This window comes from Micromonospora sp. NPDC000668 (assembly GCF_042897975.1).
Taxonomy (GTDB): domain Bacteria; phylum Actinomycetota; class Actinomycetes; order Mycobacteriales; family Micromonosporaceae; genus Micromonospora.
Genome location: NZ_JBIAYP010000001.1, coordinates 1924326 through 1940059 on the forward strand (window position 1 = coordinate 1924326; position 15734 = coordinate 1940059).

A 15734-nucleotide genomic window follows, 5' to 3' on the forward strand; every position below is an offset into this window, starting at 1 on the left:
AGAGGTGGCGGCACGGATGGCTGAGCAGGCGACGGCGCAGATCGGTGTGACCGGGCTGGCGGTGATGGGCCGTAATCTGGCCCGCAACCTGGCCCGCAACGGCTTCACCGTGGCGGTGCACAACCGTTCGCCCGAGCGCACCCGCAGCCTGATCGCCGAGCACGGCGACGAGGGCACGTTCGTGCCCGGCGAGTCGATGACCGACTTCGTGGCGTCGCTGGAACGACCCCGCGCGGTGATCGTGATGGTCAAGGCGGGTGCGCCCACCGACGCGGTGATCGACGAGCTGGTGCCGCTGCTGGATGAGGGCGACATCATCGTCGACTGCGGTAACGCCCACTTCGCCGACACGCGTCGCCGGGAGGAGTCGCTTCGGGCGCGAGGGCTGCACTTCAGCGGCACCGGTGTCTCCGGCGGCGAGGAGGGCGCGCTGCTCGGGCCGAGCATCATGCCGGGCGGCTCCGCCGAGTCGTACGCCAAGCTCGGGCCGATGTTCGAGAAGATCGCCGCGCACGTGGACGGCGTCCCGTGCTGCACGCACATCGGGCCGGACGGCGCCGGGCACTTCGTCAAGATGGTGCACAACGGCATCGAGTACGCCGACATGCAGCTCATCGCCGAGGCGTACGACCTGCTCCGGGCTGGCCTGGACGCGGAGCCGGCGGAGATCGCGGAGATCTTCCGCGACTGGAACAGCGGCGAGCTGGAGTCCTTCCTCATCGAGATCACCGCCGACGTGCTGGCTCACCGCGATTCCGCCACAGGCCGGCCCTTCGTGGACGTGGTGCAGGACCGGGCCGAGCAGAAGGGCACCGGGCGGTGGACCGTGCAGAGCGCGCTGGACCTGGGCATCCCGATCACCGGGATCGCGGAGGCGACCTTCGCCCGCTCGCTCTCCGGGCACGTCGACCAGCGCGAGGCGGCCCGCCGGGCGTTCCCGGACGCCGGTGAGAAGTGGCAGGTGGCCGACCGGGAGGCGTTCATCGAGGATGTCCGCCGCGCGCTGCTCGCCTCGAAGATCGTCGCGTACGCGCAGGGCTTCGACCACATCCGCGCCGGCAGCCAGGAGTACGACTGGAACATCGACCTCGGCGGCACGGCGACCATCTGGCGGGGCGGCTGCATCATCCGGGCCCGCTTCCTGAACCGGATCCGCGAGGCGTACGACGAGCAGCCCGACCTGCCGACGTTGCTGGTGGCGCCGTACTTCGCCGACGCGGTCGGTGCCGGCGTGCCGAGCTGGCGGCGGGTGGTGGCCGACGCGGTCCGGGCCGGAGTGCCGACGCCGGCGTTCTCGTCGTCGCTGGCGTACTTCGACGCGCTGCGCGCCGAGCGGCTGCCCGCAGCGTTGATCCAGGGCCTGCGGGACAACTTCGGTGCGCACACCTACCAGCGCGTCGACCGCGAGGGCTCGTTCCACACCACCTGGGCGGGAGAGCGCACCGAATCCCCCGCCTGACGGCGTGCGCCTGGCCTCTCCCCGTCTCGGGGCGGGGTCAGGCGATGGTCGCGTGCATCTCCCAGACGAGGATCTCGGCCGGCTCGTCCGCGGTGACCCGACGGCCGCCGGTCGCGGTGAGTCGGGCCGCGTCGCCGGTGCCGAGGGGGCCGCTGCCTTCCAGGGTTACCGTGCCGTTGGGCACGTACAGGTGCACGAAGGGCGCATCCGGGATAGTGACCTCGTCGCCGGGGCCGAGCCGGGCGGCGTGCAGGGTGGCGTACCGGTTGCGGATCCGGATCGCGGACGCCCCGTCGTAGCGGTCCATTCCGGAGGCGATCGGGACCAGGCCGCCGCGCAGCAGTTCGTCCTCGATCTCCAACTGCTCGTAGCCGGGGTCGACGCCCTGCTCGTCGGGGAGCACCCACATCTGCACGAAGTGCACCGGGTCGCTGTGTGGCGCCTGGTTGTTGAGTCGCCAGGCGTCGTTCTTCTCCGAGTGCAGGATGCCGGTGCCGGCGCTCATCCGCTGGGCCAGCCCCGGGTAGATCACCCCGGAGTGGCCGGTGGAGTCCTGGTGCACCAGGGAGCCGCGCAGCACCCAGGTGACGATCTCCATGTCCTCGTGCGGGTGGGTCTCGAAGCCGGCACCGGGGCGGACCACGTCGTCGTTGTTGACCAGCAGCAGACCGTGGTGGGTGTTGGCCGGGTCGTAGTGCCGGGAGAACGAGAAGGAGTGCTTCGAGTCCAGCCAGGAGATCCTGGTGGCGAAGCGGTCCTCGGCCCGGCGTACGTCGACCGATGGGGCGGGCGCGGTCACCAGGCACGCTGCCCGGTGTCGGAAGACGACGGCGCCCAGGTCAGGGCCGGCTCCCCGGTGGCCAGCTCGGCGATCTCGCCGCTGCGCAGCTGCGGCGTGTGGCCGAACTCGGCGCAGTGCTGCTCGGCGATCTCCGAGCAGATCTCGGCCACCTGCTCGCAGATCGGGTCGCCCAGGTCGGCCGCGTTCAACGCCATGATCATCTTGTACCGGAGATCCCGCATGTCCACCTCCGACCGCCTCGGTCCCGCCACCTTCGGACCCTACCCGCCACCATCCCGCAGCACCCCGAAACGACTCCCTCCCGGGGCGACCGCCCCGGTCGGGTCGCCGCCACCGCCGACCCGACGGGTGCGGACACGGAGCGGCGCCGCCCCCGAAGATGTGGGGGCGGCGCCGAGGATCACAGGGTTACCAGAATCGGCGACGCTTGGCCTTCTGGGGGCGGATCAGGTCGGCACCCTTGGTCAGCAGCCGACTCGCCCCGGAGGGACCACGTCGGGCCTCCAGGGTGTGGCTGAGGCGGCGGGCGCCGGCCGCGGCCAGTGGCACCGCGATCGCCATCACCGCCCACTGTGCAATGCGCTTCTGGATCATGTGGGTTCACCTCCGTCAGTGGCTCCTGACATCACTGATACCCAGCGTGACGTGCCGGTAAGCCTCTCAGACCACCGGGGCGACCGGGTTGGGCAGCGCACCGCCGAACCGCCGGTCCCGCTGGGCGTACAGCTCGCAGGCGTACCAGAGGTGGCGGCGGTCGAAGTCCGGCCAGAGCGTGTCCAGGAAGACCAGCTCGGCGTACGCGGTCTGCCAGAGCAGGAAGTTGGAGATCCGTTCCTCCCCGGAGGGGCGCAGGAACAGGTCCACCTCCGGGATCTCCGGGTGGTAGAGGTACTTCGCCACGGTCTTCTCGGTGACCTTCGCCGGATCCAGCCGGCCGGCCGCCACGTCGCGGGCGATCGCGGCGGCGGCGTCACCGATCTCCGCCTGCCCCCCGTAGTTGACGCAGAACTGCAGGGTCAGCGTCGAGTTGCCGCGGGACATCTCCTCGGCGGTCTGCAGCTCGGAGATGACGCTCTTCCACAGGCGCCCGGGCCGACCCGACCAGACCACCCGGACACCGAGGTCGACCAACTGGTCGCGGCGGCGGCGGATGACGTCCCGGTTGAACCCCATCAGGAACCGGACCTCGTCCGGCGAGCGCCGCCAGTTTTCCGTGGAGAACGCGTACGCCGACAGGTAGGGGATGCCCATCTCGATCGCACCCTCGATGGTGTCGAAGAGGCTGTGCTCCCCCGCCTCGTGACCCTTGGTGCGCGGCAGCCCGCGCTCCTTGGCCCACCGGCCGTTGCCGTCCATCACCACGGCGACGTGCTTTGGCACCGCCTCGGTGGGCAGCGCCGGCGGACGGGCGCCCGACGGGTGCGGTGTCGGCGGCATCGGCTCACGCCGGCCGGCCCTCATCGATCGGATCACTCTCTCTCCCCCTGCTCGCACCGTCCGCCCCGGCCTCGACGTCGCCGCGCGGCCGGAGCATCGCGGCCCCAGCGCCCCCCGACGGCGGGACCGTGCCGGTCACCGAGGGACCCCGGTCGACCAGCGGGAGCGAGCGTAGCGCGCGTTCCAGATGCCACTGCAGGTGCGCCGCGACCAGCCCACTGCACTCCCGGCGGACGCCGGTCTCGGTGGCGTCGGCGACCACCCAGTCGCCGGTGGCCAGCGCGGACATCAGGTCGATGGTGGCCGGCGCGGGATGGGCCGCGCCGGGCGGTCGGCAGTCCGGGCAGACCGCGCCACCGGCCGGTACGGAGAACGCCCGGTGCCGCCCGGGTGTGCCGCAGACCGCGCACGCGATCAGCGCCGGCGCCCAGCCCGCGAGGGCCATCCCGCGCAGCAGGTACGCGTCGAGCACCAGCGTGGTGGCGTGCTCGCCCCGGGACAGCGCCTTCAACGCGCCCACGGTGAGCTGGAAAAGCCGCAGCGACGGCTCCCGCTCCACCGGGGTCAGCCTCTCGGCGGTCTCGGCGATCGCGCTGGCCGCCGTGTAACGGGGGTAGTCCCCGAGGAACCGCTTGCCGTACAGCTCGATGCCCTCGACCTGGCTGACGGTGTGCAGCGAGCTGCCGTGGTTGCCCTTCGGGTCACCGGCGAGCTGGAGGTCGACGTGGCCGAACGGCTCCAGCCGAGCGCCGAACTTGCTGGTCGTGCGGCGGATCCCCCGGGCCACCGCGCGCAGCCGGCCGTGCCGGCGGGTGAGCAGGGTGATGATCCGGTCGGACTCGCCGAGCTTCTGCACGCGCAGCACCACCGCGTCGTCGCGGTAGAGCTGTCGGCGATACCCGGCCATCGGACCATTCTCCCTCGGGGTGTGAAATCAGGGTCGGATCGGGGTGGACGCGCGGACGAACCCCGATGCGCCCGGCGCGCGACCGGCCGTAGCGTGCTGGACATGGCACTGCACCGGACCACCGGCCACCCCCGTCACCGCGCCGTCGCTCCCGTCGCACTGGGGGCGGCCACCGCCCTCATCCTGCTCACCGGGTGCGACAACCTGGCGTTCCGCCGCCTCGACTACGACAACACCGAGGCGGTGAAGATCACCACGATCCGGGTGCTGCCCGGTTCCGGCGACCTGGTGGTGCACGGCACCGGCTCGGCGTCCGAGGTGCGGATCAAGCGGGTGGTGCGCTACCAGGGCGGCGAGCCCAACAGCCGGTACGAGATCAAGGACGGCGAACTGCTACTGGACGCCGACTGCGGCGACCGGTGCAGCATCTCCTACGAGGTGACCGTGCCGGAGGGGGTCGCCGTGCAGGGCGAGACCGGCTCCGGCGATGTCGAGCTGACCCGGGTCGGCACGGTCGACCTGCGACTCGGCTCGGGCGACGTGCGGGTCGCCGGCGCCACTGGCGCGGTCGGTGTGGAGACCGGCTCCGGCGACATCGTCGTGAGCGAGGCCAGCGCGGCGGTACGGCTACGCGCCTCGTCCGGGGACATTGCCGCGCGCCGGCTGAGCGGCGCGGTCGACGCCGAGGCGCAGTCCGGCAACGTCACCGTCGAGCTGGACGCGCCGGCCTCGGCCCGTGCGCACGCCTCCAGCGGGGACGTCACGCTGGTGGTGCCGGCGGGCAGCTACCGGGTCCGCTCCAGCACCGGCTCCGGCGACGCGCGGGTCACCGTTGCCGACAACCCGGCCGCGTCGCTGGTGCTCGACGGCTCGGCGGGCAGCGGCAACGTGACGATCAGCCAGCGCTGACCTCGACGGTGGCCACCTCCCCGGCCACCCGCTGCGCCGGTACGACGGGCCGTCCGACGGTCGCCCCCACGCCGGTCTGGTTCGCCGGTCGATTGTCGGAGCGGATCGGCGGGCCGGACTGGCGGGGCGGGCCACCGGGGAGCAGTTCCGGGCGCCGGCGGGCGGCGACGTCCTCGACCCAGCCGACGGCCAGGGTCACCACCCCGACCAGTGCGAAGACCAGCAGCACCCGGATGGCCAGCCCCAGCGGATCCTGGTGGGACCAGCCGACCACGTCCACCAGCGGGGTGAGCGCCACCACGAAGGGCATGTGCCAGAGGTAGACGGTGAGCGCCCGCCGATTGACCACGGTCACCGCCCGGTCGGCCAACCGGCTACGCCTCAGCCAGTCGATCCCGGCCGGCGCCCGACCAAGAACGATCAGGATGAACGCGGTGGACCAGAGGGCGTTGCCGAGATGGTTGTCGTTGAGGTCGTACCCGCGCGGGCCTGGATGCGCGACGATCCAGGCCCCGCCGGCCGCCGCGAGCACCAGCGCCGCCGGGTACAGCACCCGGCCGGCGAGCCGGCGCAGCATCCCGGCCTGGTGGGCGAAGCCGAGCAGCCACGCGCCGAAATAGAGCCCGAACTCGCGCAGCACCGCCGGGGGCGCCGGGTAGATCCCCACCTCGATCGCCACCAGCAGGAGGTACGGGGCGAGCAGGGTGGGCAGCGGGGCACGCCGGAACAGCCAGAGCGCGATCGGTGAGGCGAGCACGAACCACAGGTAGTCGCGCAGATACCAGATGACGCTCAGCGCCAGGGCACCCCAGTTGTTGGCCGGCGGGTCAGCGATCGGGAACAACCACAGCAGCAGCCGCGGCGTCACCGGCAGCCCGGTGAACAGCATGGCCGGCACGAAGACCGCGGCCATCACCCACAGCGACGGCAGCAACCGGCGCAGCCGGCGGCCGACCGCCACCGGCCCCGAGCGGTTCAGCGAGGCGGCCATCAACGAGCCGGCCAGCGCGAACATCACCGACATGGCAGGAAAGACGAGCGTGAGGGTCGCCCACCCGGTGACGTGGTAGACGACCACTCGGACGATGGCCAGGAAACGGAGCAGATCTAGGTACCTGTTGCGCATCAGCCTGCATCTGGGTCGGGGACGCGGGATGTACCTCCCCTACCCTGCGCGGTGGCACCGCCAAACGGCCGTGACCCCGATCAAACGTGAATCTTGCCATCGGGCCGACCGAAGATGATCGTGTTGCCGGGTGGCACCCACCCCTCGGCCGGCCCGACCGGAGTGCCCGGCCGGACCGGTGAGATGGGTCAGAAGCCCAGCTTGCGCAGCTGCTTCGGGTCGCGCTGCCAGTCCTTCGCCACCCGCACGTGCAGGTCCAGGTAGACCCGGGTGCCGAGCAACTCCTCGATCTGCTTGCGGGCGTTGGTGCCGACCTCCTTGAGCCGGCTCGCCCGGTGACCGAGCACGATCGCCTTCTGGCTGGGCCGCTCCACATACAGGTCGGCGTAGATCTTCATGAGCTGACCCTCGGGGATCATCTCCTCCACCACCACCGCGATGGAGTGCGGCAGCTCGTCGCGGACCCCTTCCAGGGCCGCCTCCCGGATCAGCTCCGCGACCAGCACCTGCTCCGGGTCGTCGGTCAGCATGTCGTCCGGGTAGAGCTGCGGCGACGGGGGCAGGTAGCTGGTCATCACGTCGACAAGGGTGTCCACCTGGTGCCCGGAGACCGCGCTCACCGGCACGATCTCGGCGAACTCGCCCATCTTGCTGACCGCGAGCAACTGCTCGGCCAGGCGGCGCTTGTCCACCAGGTCGGTCTTGGTGACCACCGCCAGCACGGTCGCCTTCAACTCGGCCAGCTCGCCGGTGATGAACCGGTCGCCGCGCCCGACCGGCTCGTCGGCCGGGATGCACAGGCCGATCACGTCCACCTCGGTCCAGGTCGATCGGACCAGGTCGTTGAGGCGCTCGCCGAGCAGCGTACGGGGGCGGTGCAGGCCCGGCGTGTCGACCAGGACCAGCTGCGACTCCGGCCGGTGCAGCACGGCCCGGATGACGTGCCGGGTGGTCTGCGGCTTGTTCGAGGTGATCGCGATCTTGGTGCCGACGATGGCGTTGGTCAGCGTGGACTTGCCGGCGTTGGGTCGACCGACGAAACAGCCGAACCCGGCCCGGTAGGGGCGTGCCTCCGGATCCTTCACGCCGCCGGTCACTGGGTCACCGTGCCGAGCACGGTGCCGTCCGGTGCGGCCACGTGGATCGGCGCGTCCACGGCGAGGTCACGCACCACCGCGTGTCCGGCGCCGTCCAGCGTCGACGCCTCGGTCACCACCGCCGCCGCCTCCAGCCGGGTCGCCCCGGCCGCCACGGCCGAGGCCACCGCCAGTTGCAACGCGGTGAGGGTCAGCGAGGGCAGCGCGACGCTGGCGGCCGCGTACGTCCGGCCGTCCTGGTCCCGGACCGCGGCGCCCTCCACGGCGCCGACCCGCCCGCGGGCGCCCCGGGCCAGGACGACGAGCTTGCCGTCCTCGGCGCTCAGCGGGGCCGGCGCGGTGGGGGTGGGCCGGGCGGCGTGCGCGGCGGGTGTGTCAGGCATCGGCGGGTTGCCTCTCCTCGTCTCGATTGTGGTCCTGGTCGTCTCCGGGGCCGGCCTGCTCGCCGCGCCCCCCGTTGTCCTGCTCGTCGCCCGGCTCCACCCGGCTGACCAGGACGGTGTCGATCCGGTTGCGTCGGCCGGTGGTGCCCTCGGCGACCAGCCGGAGGCCGGCCACCTCGACCTCCGCTCCGGGGATCGGCACCCGCCCGAGCGACTGGGCCAACAGACCACCGACCGTCTCCACCTCGTCGGCGGGCAGGTCGGTGTGGAACAACTCGCCGAGATTCTCCACCGGCAGGCGGGCGGTGACCCGCACCGAGGAGTCGGCCAGACGTTCGACCGGCGGGCGTTCGACATCGTACTCGTCGGTAATCTCGCCGACGATCTCCTCCAGGATGTCCTCGATGGTGACCAGGCCGCCGGTGCCGCCGTATTCGTCGACGACGATGACCAGGTGGTTGCGGGCCGCCTGCATCTCCGACAGCAGGTCGTCGACCGGCTTGGACTCCGGTACGAAGGTCGCCGGGCGCATCAGCTCGGCCACCGGCAGTTGCTCGGCGGCCGGGTCACCGCCCCGGGAGCGCCGGATCAGGTCCTTGAGATAGAGCACGCCCAGCACGTCGTCGACGCTCTCGCCGATCACCGGGATGCGGGAGAAGCCGGAACGCAGGAAGAGCGCCAGCGCCTGCGAGAGCGTCTTGCCCTCCTCGATCCACACCATCTCGGTACGCGGCACCATCACCTCACGGGCAATGGTGTCGCCGAGTGCGAAGACCGAGTGGATCATCTGTCGTTCGCCGTGCTCGACCACACCCCGCTGCTCGGCCAGGTCGACCAGCTCGCGCAGCTCCACCTGGGTGGCGAACGGCCCCTCCCGAAAGCCGCGCCCCGGGGTGACCGCGTTGCCGATCAGGATGAGCAGCGACGCGAGTGGGTTGAGCGCCCGGCCCAGCCAGCGGACCAGCGGCGCCACCGCCCGCCCCACGGCGTACGCGTGCTGCCGGCCGATGGTGCGCGGGGCGACCCCGACCACCACGAAGCTGACCACGGTCATCGCGCCGGCGGTGACCAGCGCGGCCCGCCAGCCGGCGCCGAAGCTGTCCACCGCGACCAGGGCCACCAGCGTGGTGGCGGTCAGCTCGGCGAGCAGCCGCAACAGCAGAAGCAGGTTGAGGTGCCGAACCACGTCGCCGGCCACGGCCTGGAGGGTCCGGGCGCCGCGTACGCCGTCCCGGGCCAACTCGGCGGCTCGGGCCGGGGAGACGGCGGCGAGCGCCGCCTCGGTCATCGCGATCACGCCGGCCAGCACGACCAGGCCGGCCGCGAAGACGATCAGTTGTAGATCGGGTAAGCCGGCCGTGGGGCCGGCCGCCAGTAGTGGAGTGGACATCACTGGTTGCGGGTCGACCGCCAGCTCGCCAGCAGTCGGGCCTGGAGCGCGAACATCTCCCGCTCCTCCTCCGGCTCGGCGTGGTCGTACCCGAGCAGGTGCAGCACCCCGTGCACCGTGAGCAGGTGCAGTTCGTCGGCCGGGGCGTGCCCGGCGGTCGCCGCCTGCTTGGCCGCCACCTCGGGGCAGAGCACGATGTCACCGAGCAGGGCGGGCTCACCGCCGGCCGGGGCGCTCTCGCCCGGGCCGTGGTCGACGCTGCCCTCGTCCATGGGGAAGGCGAGCACGTCGGTCGGACCCTCGCCACCCATCCAGCGGTGGTTCAGCTCGGTCATGTAGTCGATGTCGACCAGCAGCACGGACAGCTCGGCGAGGGGGTTGACCCCCATCTCGTCGAGGGCGTGCCGGGCGACGGCGAGCACGGCGTCGGTATCAACGTCGACGCCGGACTCGTTGGCGATCTCGATGGACAACTGCTTTCCTCTGCTTTAGCGGCGTCGGCCGGCCCGGCCGCCCTGGGCGGGTCGCCCGGGCACGGCGTGGACACCCTGCGCCTGCTGGTTCTCCCGCTCGGCGTCCCAGCGGGCGTACGCGTCGACGATCTGCCCGACCAGCTGGTGGCGGACCACGTCGGAGCTGGACAACTGGGCGAAGTGCACGTCCTCGACGTTCTCCAGGATGTCCCGGACCACCCGCAGGCCGCTGGTCGTCCCGCCGGGAAGGTCCACCTGGGTGACGTCACCGGTGACGACGATCTTGGAATTGAAGCCGAGCCGGGTGAGGAACATCTTCATCTGCTCGGGCGTCGTGTTCTGCGCCTCGTCCAGGATGATGAACGCGTCATTGAGCGTCCTGCCCCGCATGTACGCCAGCGGGGCGACCTCGATCGTGCCCGCGGCCATCAGCTTCGGGATCGACTCCGGGTCGAGCATGTCGTGCAGCGCGTCGTAGAGCGGGCGCAGGTACGGGTCGATCTTCTCGTTCAGCGTGCCGGGCAGGAAGCCCAGCCGCTCGCCCGCCTCAACCGCCGGTCGGGTCAGGATGATCCGGTTGACCTGCTTGGCCTGCAACGCCTGGACGGCCTTCGCCATCGCCAGGTAGGTCTTGCCGGTGCCGGCCGGGCCGATGCCGAAGACAATGGTGTGCGAGTCGATAGCGTCGACGTACCGCTTCTGCCCGAGCGTCTTGGGACGGATGGTGCGCCCGCGCCGGGAGAGGATGTTGAGCGTCAGGACCTCGGCGGGCCGCTCGGCGCTACCCTGCTCGAGCATGCCGACGGTACGTCTTACCGCGTCAGTGGTCAGGGTCTCGCCTTTCTCGATGAGTTCGAGTAGCTCGCTGAAGACCCGCTCGGCGAGGGCGTTGTCCGCAGGGGCGCCGGTGATGGTGATCTCGTTGCCACGGACGTGCACGTCACTGGTGACCGAGCGTTCGACGAGTCGAAGGATCTCGTCACCCGCGCCAAGCAGATTGACCATGATCTTCGAGTCGGGCACGGTGATCCTGGTCTGCACCCGGGGCGGGCCGGGAGGTGGGGTGCCGGTCATAGGTCGGGCCGAAGGCCCCTGCGCACCTGCTCTCGATCTCAGCGCCGGCTCTACTGGCACGGCGTGCGGACGTTACACCCATCGTATCGGGTCAACGCGGCCCGCATCGTGTCCATTTCCGCTGGCCGCGATCAACTCCCGGACCGGAAGTCGTACCGGTCGAAGGTCTCCTGGTGGCGCGAGAAGCGGTACGTCGCCCAGTGCATCCGGACCACCGTGCCGGCCTCGTCCCGGGTCATCCTCAGCAGCTCGCCGGCCTCCCGGCCGGAGACCGTGCGGAACACGTCCGGGCGGTCCGGCAGCGGGGTGAACACCGCTGGCGGGCGCCCCGCCGGGTCGCCGGCCCCGCGCGCCCGCAGGGTGCCGTCGTGCCAGGAGAAGACGTACTCGAAACCCTCACCCCACCAGCGGCCGAGCATGCCCCGCAGGGCCGCCGGAGCAGGTGGGCCGGGCCGCCACGGCTCGATCTCGGCCGGGTCGTGCTCGACCGCCGCGGCGAGCAGCTGGTGCGGCAGGTCGAACAGCTCGGCCGCCGTGCCGGAGGAGCCGAGCACCGCGGCACCCATCGCGCCCGCCGTGCCGTCGCCACCCCGCCGGCCGTAGACCGCGGCCAGGAAACCGGGCATCGCCCCGTCGTGCCCCACGTGCACCACCCGCTCGCCCTGCGGGATGAGGATCAGCCCGAGCCCGAAGCCGGCGCCCCAGAGCGTCTCGTCGGTGGTGGTCAGCGGCCAGCGCATCTCGTCCAGGGTGCCGGGGGTGAGCACCGCGCCGGCCGGGTCGAGCGCCGCCGGGTCGGCGAGGAACGCCGCCCAGCGGGCCATGTCGGTCGCGGTGCTCCAGAGCTGGGCGGCCGGGCCGACCGCGCCGAAGTCGGTCGGCGGCTCCGGATGCGCCTCGTCGGAGTACGCGTCGACCAGGAACCCGGTGGCCGCAGCCGGGCCGGGGGTCACCGTGGTGTCGGTCAGCCCCAACGGCGTCAGCACCCGCTCGGTGAGCACCTGCGCCCAACTGCCACCGCGCAGGCGGGCGACCAACTGGCCGAGCACGGCGAGCCCGAGGTTGGAGTAGTGGAAGCGACGGGCCGGCGGCAGCACCCGCTCGGCCCGGTCCAGCTCGGCCACCAGCCGATCGGCGTCCGGCGCGCTCAGGGTGTCCCAGACGTCACCGAACGGCTCGCGCTGCAGGCCGCCGGTGTGCGAGAGCAGCCGGCGGACGGTCAGCTCTCCGTGCGCCGGCAGGTCCAGGTGCCGGCCCACCGGGTCGTCCAGGTCCAGCAGCCCGTCGTCGCGGCACTGAAGGGTGAGCACCGCGGTGAACGTCTTGGTCACCGAGCCGATCCGGAACTGGGTGCGCGGTCCCAGCGCGTTGTCGCTGCCGGTGTCGCCCACGGTGCACTGCCACAGCGGCCGATCGGCCCGGTGCAGCGCCGCCGACACCGCCGGCACCCGGGCGTCGGCCTGCACCCGGCGGACCAGGCGGCCCAGCCGCTCGTCCACGCGGGCGTCGAGGCCCGGTCCAGTGCTCACGCCAGGTCCCGGGCGAGCATCGGGCCGAGCGGCGCGCCACCGAGCAGGTGCGCGTGCGCGTGGAAGACCTCCTGGCCGCCGTACGCGCCGGTGTTGAACATCAGCCGGAATCCGTCGCCGAGCAGCCCTTCGTCGTCCGCCACCGCGGCGGCCGTGGCCAACACCTCACCGGCGAGCGCCGGGTCACCCTCGGCGAGGGTGGCGACGTCGGCGTAGTGCTCCTTCGGAATGACCAGGACGTGCACCGGCGCCTTCGGGCCGATGTCCCGGAAGGCGAGCGTGGTGGCGGTCTCCCGGACCACGGTGGCCGGGATCTCCCCGGCGACGATGCGGCAGAACAGGCAGTCGGATCCCATCCGGGCAGTGTAAGGAAAGGGCCCCCTGTCAACCCCTCCGGTGGCGCAAGGGTCCCTTCCCGGCGTTCGCGACGGCTACGGCAGGATGCCCTGCATGACGGATCGGGCGGTACTGGTGACCGGGGCCTCGCGCGGAATCGGGCGGGCGGTGGCGACAGTGTTCGCGGCCGGCGGCGACCGGGTGGCGATCCACCACCGCGACTCGGCGGACGCGGCCGAGGAGCTGCGCGCGCAGCTGCCCGGCGAGGGGCACGTGGTGGTCCGCGCCGACCTCACCGACCCGGACGCGGTGCGGGCCATGGTGGACCGGGCCGCCGAGCTGCTCGGCGGGCTGGACGTGCTGGTCAACAACGCCGGGGTGTACGGCGACCGGGACGACCCGCACCCGATCTTCGGCGCCTCCTACGAGCAGTGGCAGCGGCGCTGGCGGCAGGTGCTGGAGACCAACCTGACCGGTGCCGGCAACGTCATCTGGTGCGCCGCCCAGCACATGCGGGAGCGCGGCGGCCGGATCGTCAACGTCTCGTCCCGGGGCGCGTTCCGCGGCGAGCCGCAGCAGCCGGCGTACGGCGCCAGCAAGGCGGGGCTGAACGCGCTGGGCCAGTCCCTCGCCGTGGCGCTCGCGCCGTACGGCATCGCGGTGGCCACCGTCGCGCCGGGTTTCGTGGCAACCGACATGACCACCGAGCACCTGCGCGGCGAGAGCGGCGCGGCGATCCGCGCACAGAGCCCGTTCGACCGGGTGGCCCGGCCGGAGGAGATCGCCGCCGCGGTGCACTGGCTGGCGTCGCCGCAGGCCGAGTGGGCCTCCGGCACCATCGTCGACCTCAACGGCGCCTCCTACCTGCGCAGCTGACCGCCGGGGTACAGCTGTCGGACGGTCACCAGCGGCCGAGCCGGGTGGCGAGCACGCTGAGCGCCGCGACCCCGGCCGTGGAGGTGCGCAGCACCGCCGGCCCGAGCCGCACCGGCCGGCCTCCGGCCGCGCGGAACGCGGTCAGTTCGGCCGCGTCGATGCCGCCCTCGGGGCCGACCACCAGGACGATCTCCCCGGCGGTCGGCAGCTCGGCCGTGGTCAGCCGCTCCTCGGCCTCCTCGTGCAGCACGAACCCGGCGGCGGCACCGGCGATCCGGCGGGCCACCGTGGCGGTGGACTCGTCCGGTGCACCGGCCACCACCGGCAGCCACGGCCGGCGGGCCTGCTTGGCCGCCTCCCGGGCGGTGGCCACCCACTTCTCCCGGGCCCGTACGCCCCGGTCACCGCGCCACTGGGTCACCGAACGGGCCGCCGCCCAGGGCACGATCTCGTCGACCCCGACCTCGGTCATCGCCTGCACGGCCAGCTCACCCCGGTCGCCCTTGGCGATGCCCTGCACGGTCACCAGCCGCGGTACGGGCGCGTCCGCGTACCCCCGGGAGGTGACGGTGAGCTCCAGGCTGCCCCGGCCGACGGCGGTGACCACGGCGGCGGCCGTGCCGCCCCGGCCGTCGGCGAGCAGCAACTCCTCGCCGACCCGCAACCGCTGCACGGTGGCGGCGTGGTGCCCCTCGGGACCGTCGAGGGTCAACGCGTCGGCGGTGGGCAGGGACTCGACCAGGAACAGCGGCGCGGACACGATGATCAGGCTAGCCGCAGTGGTCAGGCGTGACCGTTGAACGCGTCGCGCATCCGGGAGAAGAAGCCGCCCTGCTTGGACAGCTCGGCGACCTCCTCGCCGCGGGTCTTGGCGAAGTCGCGCAGCATCCGCTCCTGGTCCGGGTCGAGCTTCGTCGGCGTTCGGACGTCCAGGTGCACGTAGAGGTCGCCCCGGCCGGTGCCGCGCAGGTGCGGCACGCCCCGGGCGCGCAGCCGCAGGGTGCTGGCCGGCTGGGTGCCGGCCTTGACGTCGACCGTCTCCTCGCTGTCCAGCGTCTTGATGGTCAGTCGGGTGCCCAGTGCCGCCGCGGTCATCGGCACGGTGACCCGGCAGTGCAGGTCGTCGCCCTTGCGGGAGTACACGTCGTGCGGCCGCTCGTGGATCTCCACGTAGAGGTCACCGGCGGTGCCGCCACCCGGGCCCACCTCGCCCTGCTGGGCCAGCCTGATCCGCATGCCGTCCTCGACACCGGCCGGGATCTTGACGGTCAGCGAGCGGCGGGTACGCACCCGGCCGTCGCCGGCGCAGGTGGGGCAGGGGTGCGGGATGGTGGTGCCGTAGCCCTGGCAGACGGTGCACGGCCGGGCGGAGACCACCTGGCCGAGGAAGGTGCGCTGCACCGACTGCACCTCGCCCCGACCGCCGCACGCCTCGCAGGTGGCCAGGTGGGTGCCGGCGGCCGTGCCGGCGCCGGAGCAGGTGGTGCAGAGCACCGCGGTGTCGACGGTGATCGGCGCCTCGACGCCGAACGCCGTCTCGTGCAGGTCCAGCTCCAGGCGCAGGATCGCGTCGGCGCCCGGCCGGGTCCGCGGACGCGGGCCACGGGCGCCACCCGCCGCGCCGCCGAAGAACGCGTCCATGATGTCCTGGAAACCGACGAACGGGCCGGCCCCGCCCGGACCGCCCGGACCGCCAGCGCCGCCGCCACCACCGGGGGCGAGCGGGTCGCCGCCCAGGTCGACGATCTGCCGCTTCCGGTCGTCCGAGAGGACCTCGTACGCGGCGTTGATGTCCTTGAACTTCTCCTGTGCCTCCGGGTCCGGATTGACGTCCGGGTGGAACTGGCGCGCCAGCTTGCGGTAGGCGCGCTTGATCTCGTCGTCGGAGGCTTCCCGGCTCACACCGAGAATGCCGTAGTAGTCCCTGGCCACTGCG

General features: G+C 72.5%; 18 protein-coding genes. 3 read left to right on the top strand and 15 right to left on the bottom strand.

Features of this window, described 5'->3' with window-relative positions:
- Positions 1 to 16: 16 nt before the first annotated feature.
- Positions 17 to 1459, top strand: coding sequence for an NADP-dependent phosphogluconate dehydrogenase (gndA, locus tag ACFY29_RS08935; protein WP_386984460.1), 1443 nt, complete (start codon positions 17 to 19; stop codon positions 1457 to 1459).
- A 37-nt stretch (positions 1460 to 1496) separates the two neighbouring features.
- Here gndA and ACFY29_RS08940 read toward each other — a convergent pair whose 3' ends face one another.
- The 5 genes from ACFY29_RS08940 to recO form a co-directional block, all read right to left on the bottom strand.
- Entirely contained in the window at positions 1497 to 2258 is a 762-nt protein-coding gene (locus ACFY29_RS08940) for a pirin family protein (protein WP_355609044.1), read from the bottom strand.
- Positions 2255 to 2482, bottom strand: coding sequence for a thioredoxin reductase (locus ACFY29_RS08945; protein WP_355609046.1), 228 nt, complete (start codon positions 2480 to 2482; stop codon positions 2255 to 2257). The genes ACFY29_RS08940 and ACFY29_RS08945 overlap by 4 nt, the downstream gene beginning before the upstream one ends.
- Positions 2483 to 2669: 187 nt before the next feature.
- A complete protein-coding gene (locus tag ACFY29_RS08950; protein ID WP_328419316.1) occupies positions 2670 to 2855 on the bottom strand; it encodes a hypothetical protein in 186 nt (61 codons plus the stop codon).
- Between the two features lie 66 nt (positions 2856 to 2921).
- Entirely contained in the window at positions 2922 to 3698 is a 777-nt protein-coding gene (locus ACFY29_RS08955; protein WP_355609049.1) for an isoprenyl transferase, read from the bottom strand.
- Between the two features lie 4 nt (positions 3699 to 3702).
- A complete protein-coding gene (gene recO, locus ACFY29_RS08960; RefSeq protein ID WP_328419320.1) occupies positions 3703 to 4605 on the bottom strand; it encodes a DNA repair protein RecO in 903 nt (300 codons plus the stop codon).
- A gap of 102 nt (positions 4606 to 4707) precedes the next feature.
- Between recO and ACFY29_RS08965 the strand changes: the two genes are divergently transcribed.
- Entirely contained in the window at positions 4708 to 5514 is an 807-nt protein-coding gene (locus tag ACFY29_RS08965) for a DUF4097 family beta strand repeat-containing protein (protein ID WP_355609055.1), read from the top strand.
- On the opposite strand, the gene ACFY29_RS08970 is transcribed toward ACFY29_RS08965, so the two are convergent.
- The 8 genes from ACFY29_RS08970 to ACFY29_RS09005 all read right to left on the bottom strand — a co-directional run bounded on the left by ACFY29_RS08970 (position 5501) and on the right by ACFY29_RS09005 (position 12942).
- A complete protein-coding gene (locus tag ACFY29_RS08970) occupies positions 5501 to 6640 on the bottom strand; it encodes an acyltransferase (protein WP_386984465.1) in 1140 nt (379 codons plus the stop codon). The genes ACFY29_RS08965 and ACFY29_RS08970 overlap by 14 nt on opposite strands.
- 188 nt (positions 6641 to 6828) lie before the next feature.
- On the bottom strand, positions 6829 to 7725 hold the full coding sequence (gene era, locus ACFY29_RS08975; RefSeq protein ID WP_328426839.1) for a GTPase Era: 897 nt from the start codon (positions 7723 to 7725) through the stop codon (positions 6829 to 6831).
- Between the two features lie 8 nt (positions 7726 to 7733).
- The gene (locus tag ACFY29_RS08980; protein ID WP_328419326.1) at positions 7734 to 8120 is read right to left on the bottom strand and encodes a cytidine deaminase; all 387 of its coding nucleotides are present in this window, start codon (positions 8118 to 8120) and stop codon (positions 7734 to 7736) included.
- Positions 8113 to 9534: a hemolysin family protein gene (locus ACFY29_RS08985; protein ID WP_386984698.1), complete on the bottom strand. Its 1422-nt coding sequence runs from the start codon at positions 9532 to 9534 to the stop codon at positions 8113 to 8115. Before ACFY29_RS08985 ends, ACFY29_RS08980 begins: the two co-directional genes overlap by 8 nt.
- Positions 9510 to 9983: an rRNA maturation RNase YbeY gene (gene ybeY / locus ACFY29_RS08990; RefSeq protein ID WP_109818397.1), complete on the bottom strand. Its 474-nt coding sequence runs from the start codon at positions 9981 to 9983 to the stop codon at positions 9510 to 9512. The genes ACFY29_RS08985 and ybeY overlap by 25 nt, the downstream gene beginning before the upstream one ends.
- Before the next feature lie 15 nt (positions 9984 to 9998).
- Positions 9999 to 11057: a PhoH family protein gene (locus ACFY29_RS08995; RefSeq protein WP_328419334.1), complete on the bottom strand. Its 1059-nt coding sequence runs from the start codon at positions 11055 to 11057 to the stop codon at positions 9999 to 10001.
- Positions 11058 to 11188: 131 nt separating this feature from the next.
- Entirely contained in the window at positions 11189 to 12586 is a 1398-nt protein-coding gene (locus tag ACFY29_RS09000; RefSeq protein WP_386984468.1) for a serine hydrolase domain-containing protein, read from the bottom strand.
- The gene (locus ACFY29_RS09005; RefSeq protein ID WP_386984470.1) at positions 12583 to 12942 is read right to left on the bottom strand and encodes a histidine triad nucleotide-binding protein; all 360 of its coding nucleotides are present in this window, start codon (positions 12940 to 12942) and stop codon (positions 12583 to 12585) included. Before ACFY29_RS09005 ends, ACFY29_RS09000 begins: the two co-directional genes overlap by 4 nt.
- A gap of 94 nt (positions 12943 to 13036) precedes the next feature.
- Here ACFY29_RS09005 and ACFY29_RS09010 point away from each other — a divergent pair, with 94 nt between their 5' ends.
- Positions 13037 to 13798 carry an SDR family NAD(P)-dependent oxidoreductase gene (locus tag ACFY29_RS09010; protein ID WP_386984472.1) on the top strand — a complete coding sequence of 254 codons (762 nt, stop codon included), beginning with the start codon at positions 13037 to 13039 and terminating at the stop codon, positions 13796 to 13798.
- A gap of 25 nt (positions 13799 to 13823) precedes the next feature.
- On the opposite strand, the gene ACFY29_RS09015 is transcribed toward ACFY29_RS09010, so the two are convergent.
- Positions 13824 to 14558: a 16S rRNA (uracil(1498)-N(3))-methyltransferase gene (locus ACFY29_RS09015; RefSeq protein ID WP_386984474.1), complete on the bottom strand. Its 735-nt coding sequence runs from the start codon at positions 14556 to 14558 to the stop codon at positions 13824 to 13826.
- Positions 14559 to 14581: 23 nt separating this feature from the next.
- Positions 14582 to 15730, bottom strand: coding sequence for a molecular chaperone DnaJ (gene dnaJ, locus ACFY29_RS09020; RefSeq protein ID WP_328426840.1), 1149 nt, complete (start codon positions 15728 to 15730; stop codon positions 14582 to 14584).
- Positions 15731 to 15734: the final 4 nt, after the last annotated feature.

Coding starts and splice junctions, on each gene's coding strand:
- ACFY29_RS08965 (WP_355609055.1), top strand. CDS start 4,708: ATGGCACTGCACCGGACCACCGGCCACCCCCGTCACCGCGCCGTCGCT.
- ACFY29_RS08995 (WP_328419334.1), bottom strand. CDS start 11,057: ATGACCGGCACCCCACCTCCCGGCCCGCCCCGGGTGCAGACCAGGATC.
- ACFY29_RS08970 (WP_386984465.1), bottom strand. CDS start 6,640: ATGCGCAACAGGTACCTAGATCTGCTCCGTTTCCTGGCCATCGTCCGA.
- ACFY29_RS09005 (WP_386984470.1), bottom strand. CDS start 12,942: ATGGGATCCGACTGCCTGTTCTGCCGCATCGTCGCCGGGGAGATCCCG.
- ACFY29_RS08945 (WP_355609046.1), bottom strand. CDS start 2,482: ATGCGGGATCTCCGGTACAAGATGATCATGGCGTTGAACGCGGCCGAC.
- ACFY29_RS09010 (WP_386984472.1), top strand. CDS start 13,037: ATGACGGATCGGGCGGTACTGGTGACCGGGGCCTCGCGCGGAATCGGG.
- gndA (WP_386984460.1), top strand. CDS start 17: ATGGCTGAGCAGGCGACGGCGCAGATCGGTGTGACCGGGCTGGCGGTG.
- ACFY29_RS08980 (WP_328419326.1), bottom strand. CDS start 8,120: ATGCCTGACACACCCGCCGCGCACGCCGCCCGGCCCACCCCCACCGCG.
- recO (WP_328419320.1), bottom strand. CDS start 4,605: ATGGCCGGGTATCGCCGACAGCTCTACCGCGACGACGCGGTGGTGCTG.
- ACFY29_RS08955 (WP_355609049.1), bottom strand. CDS start 3,698: ATGCCGCCGACACCGCACCCGTCGGGCGCCCGTCCGCCGGCGCTGCCC.
- ACFY29_RS08950 (WP_328419316.1), bottom strand. CDS start 2,855: ATGATCCAGAAGCGCATTGCACAGTGGGCGGTGATGGCGATCGCGGTG.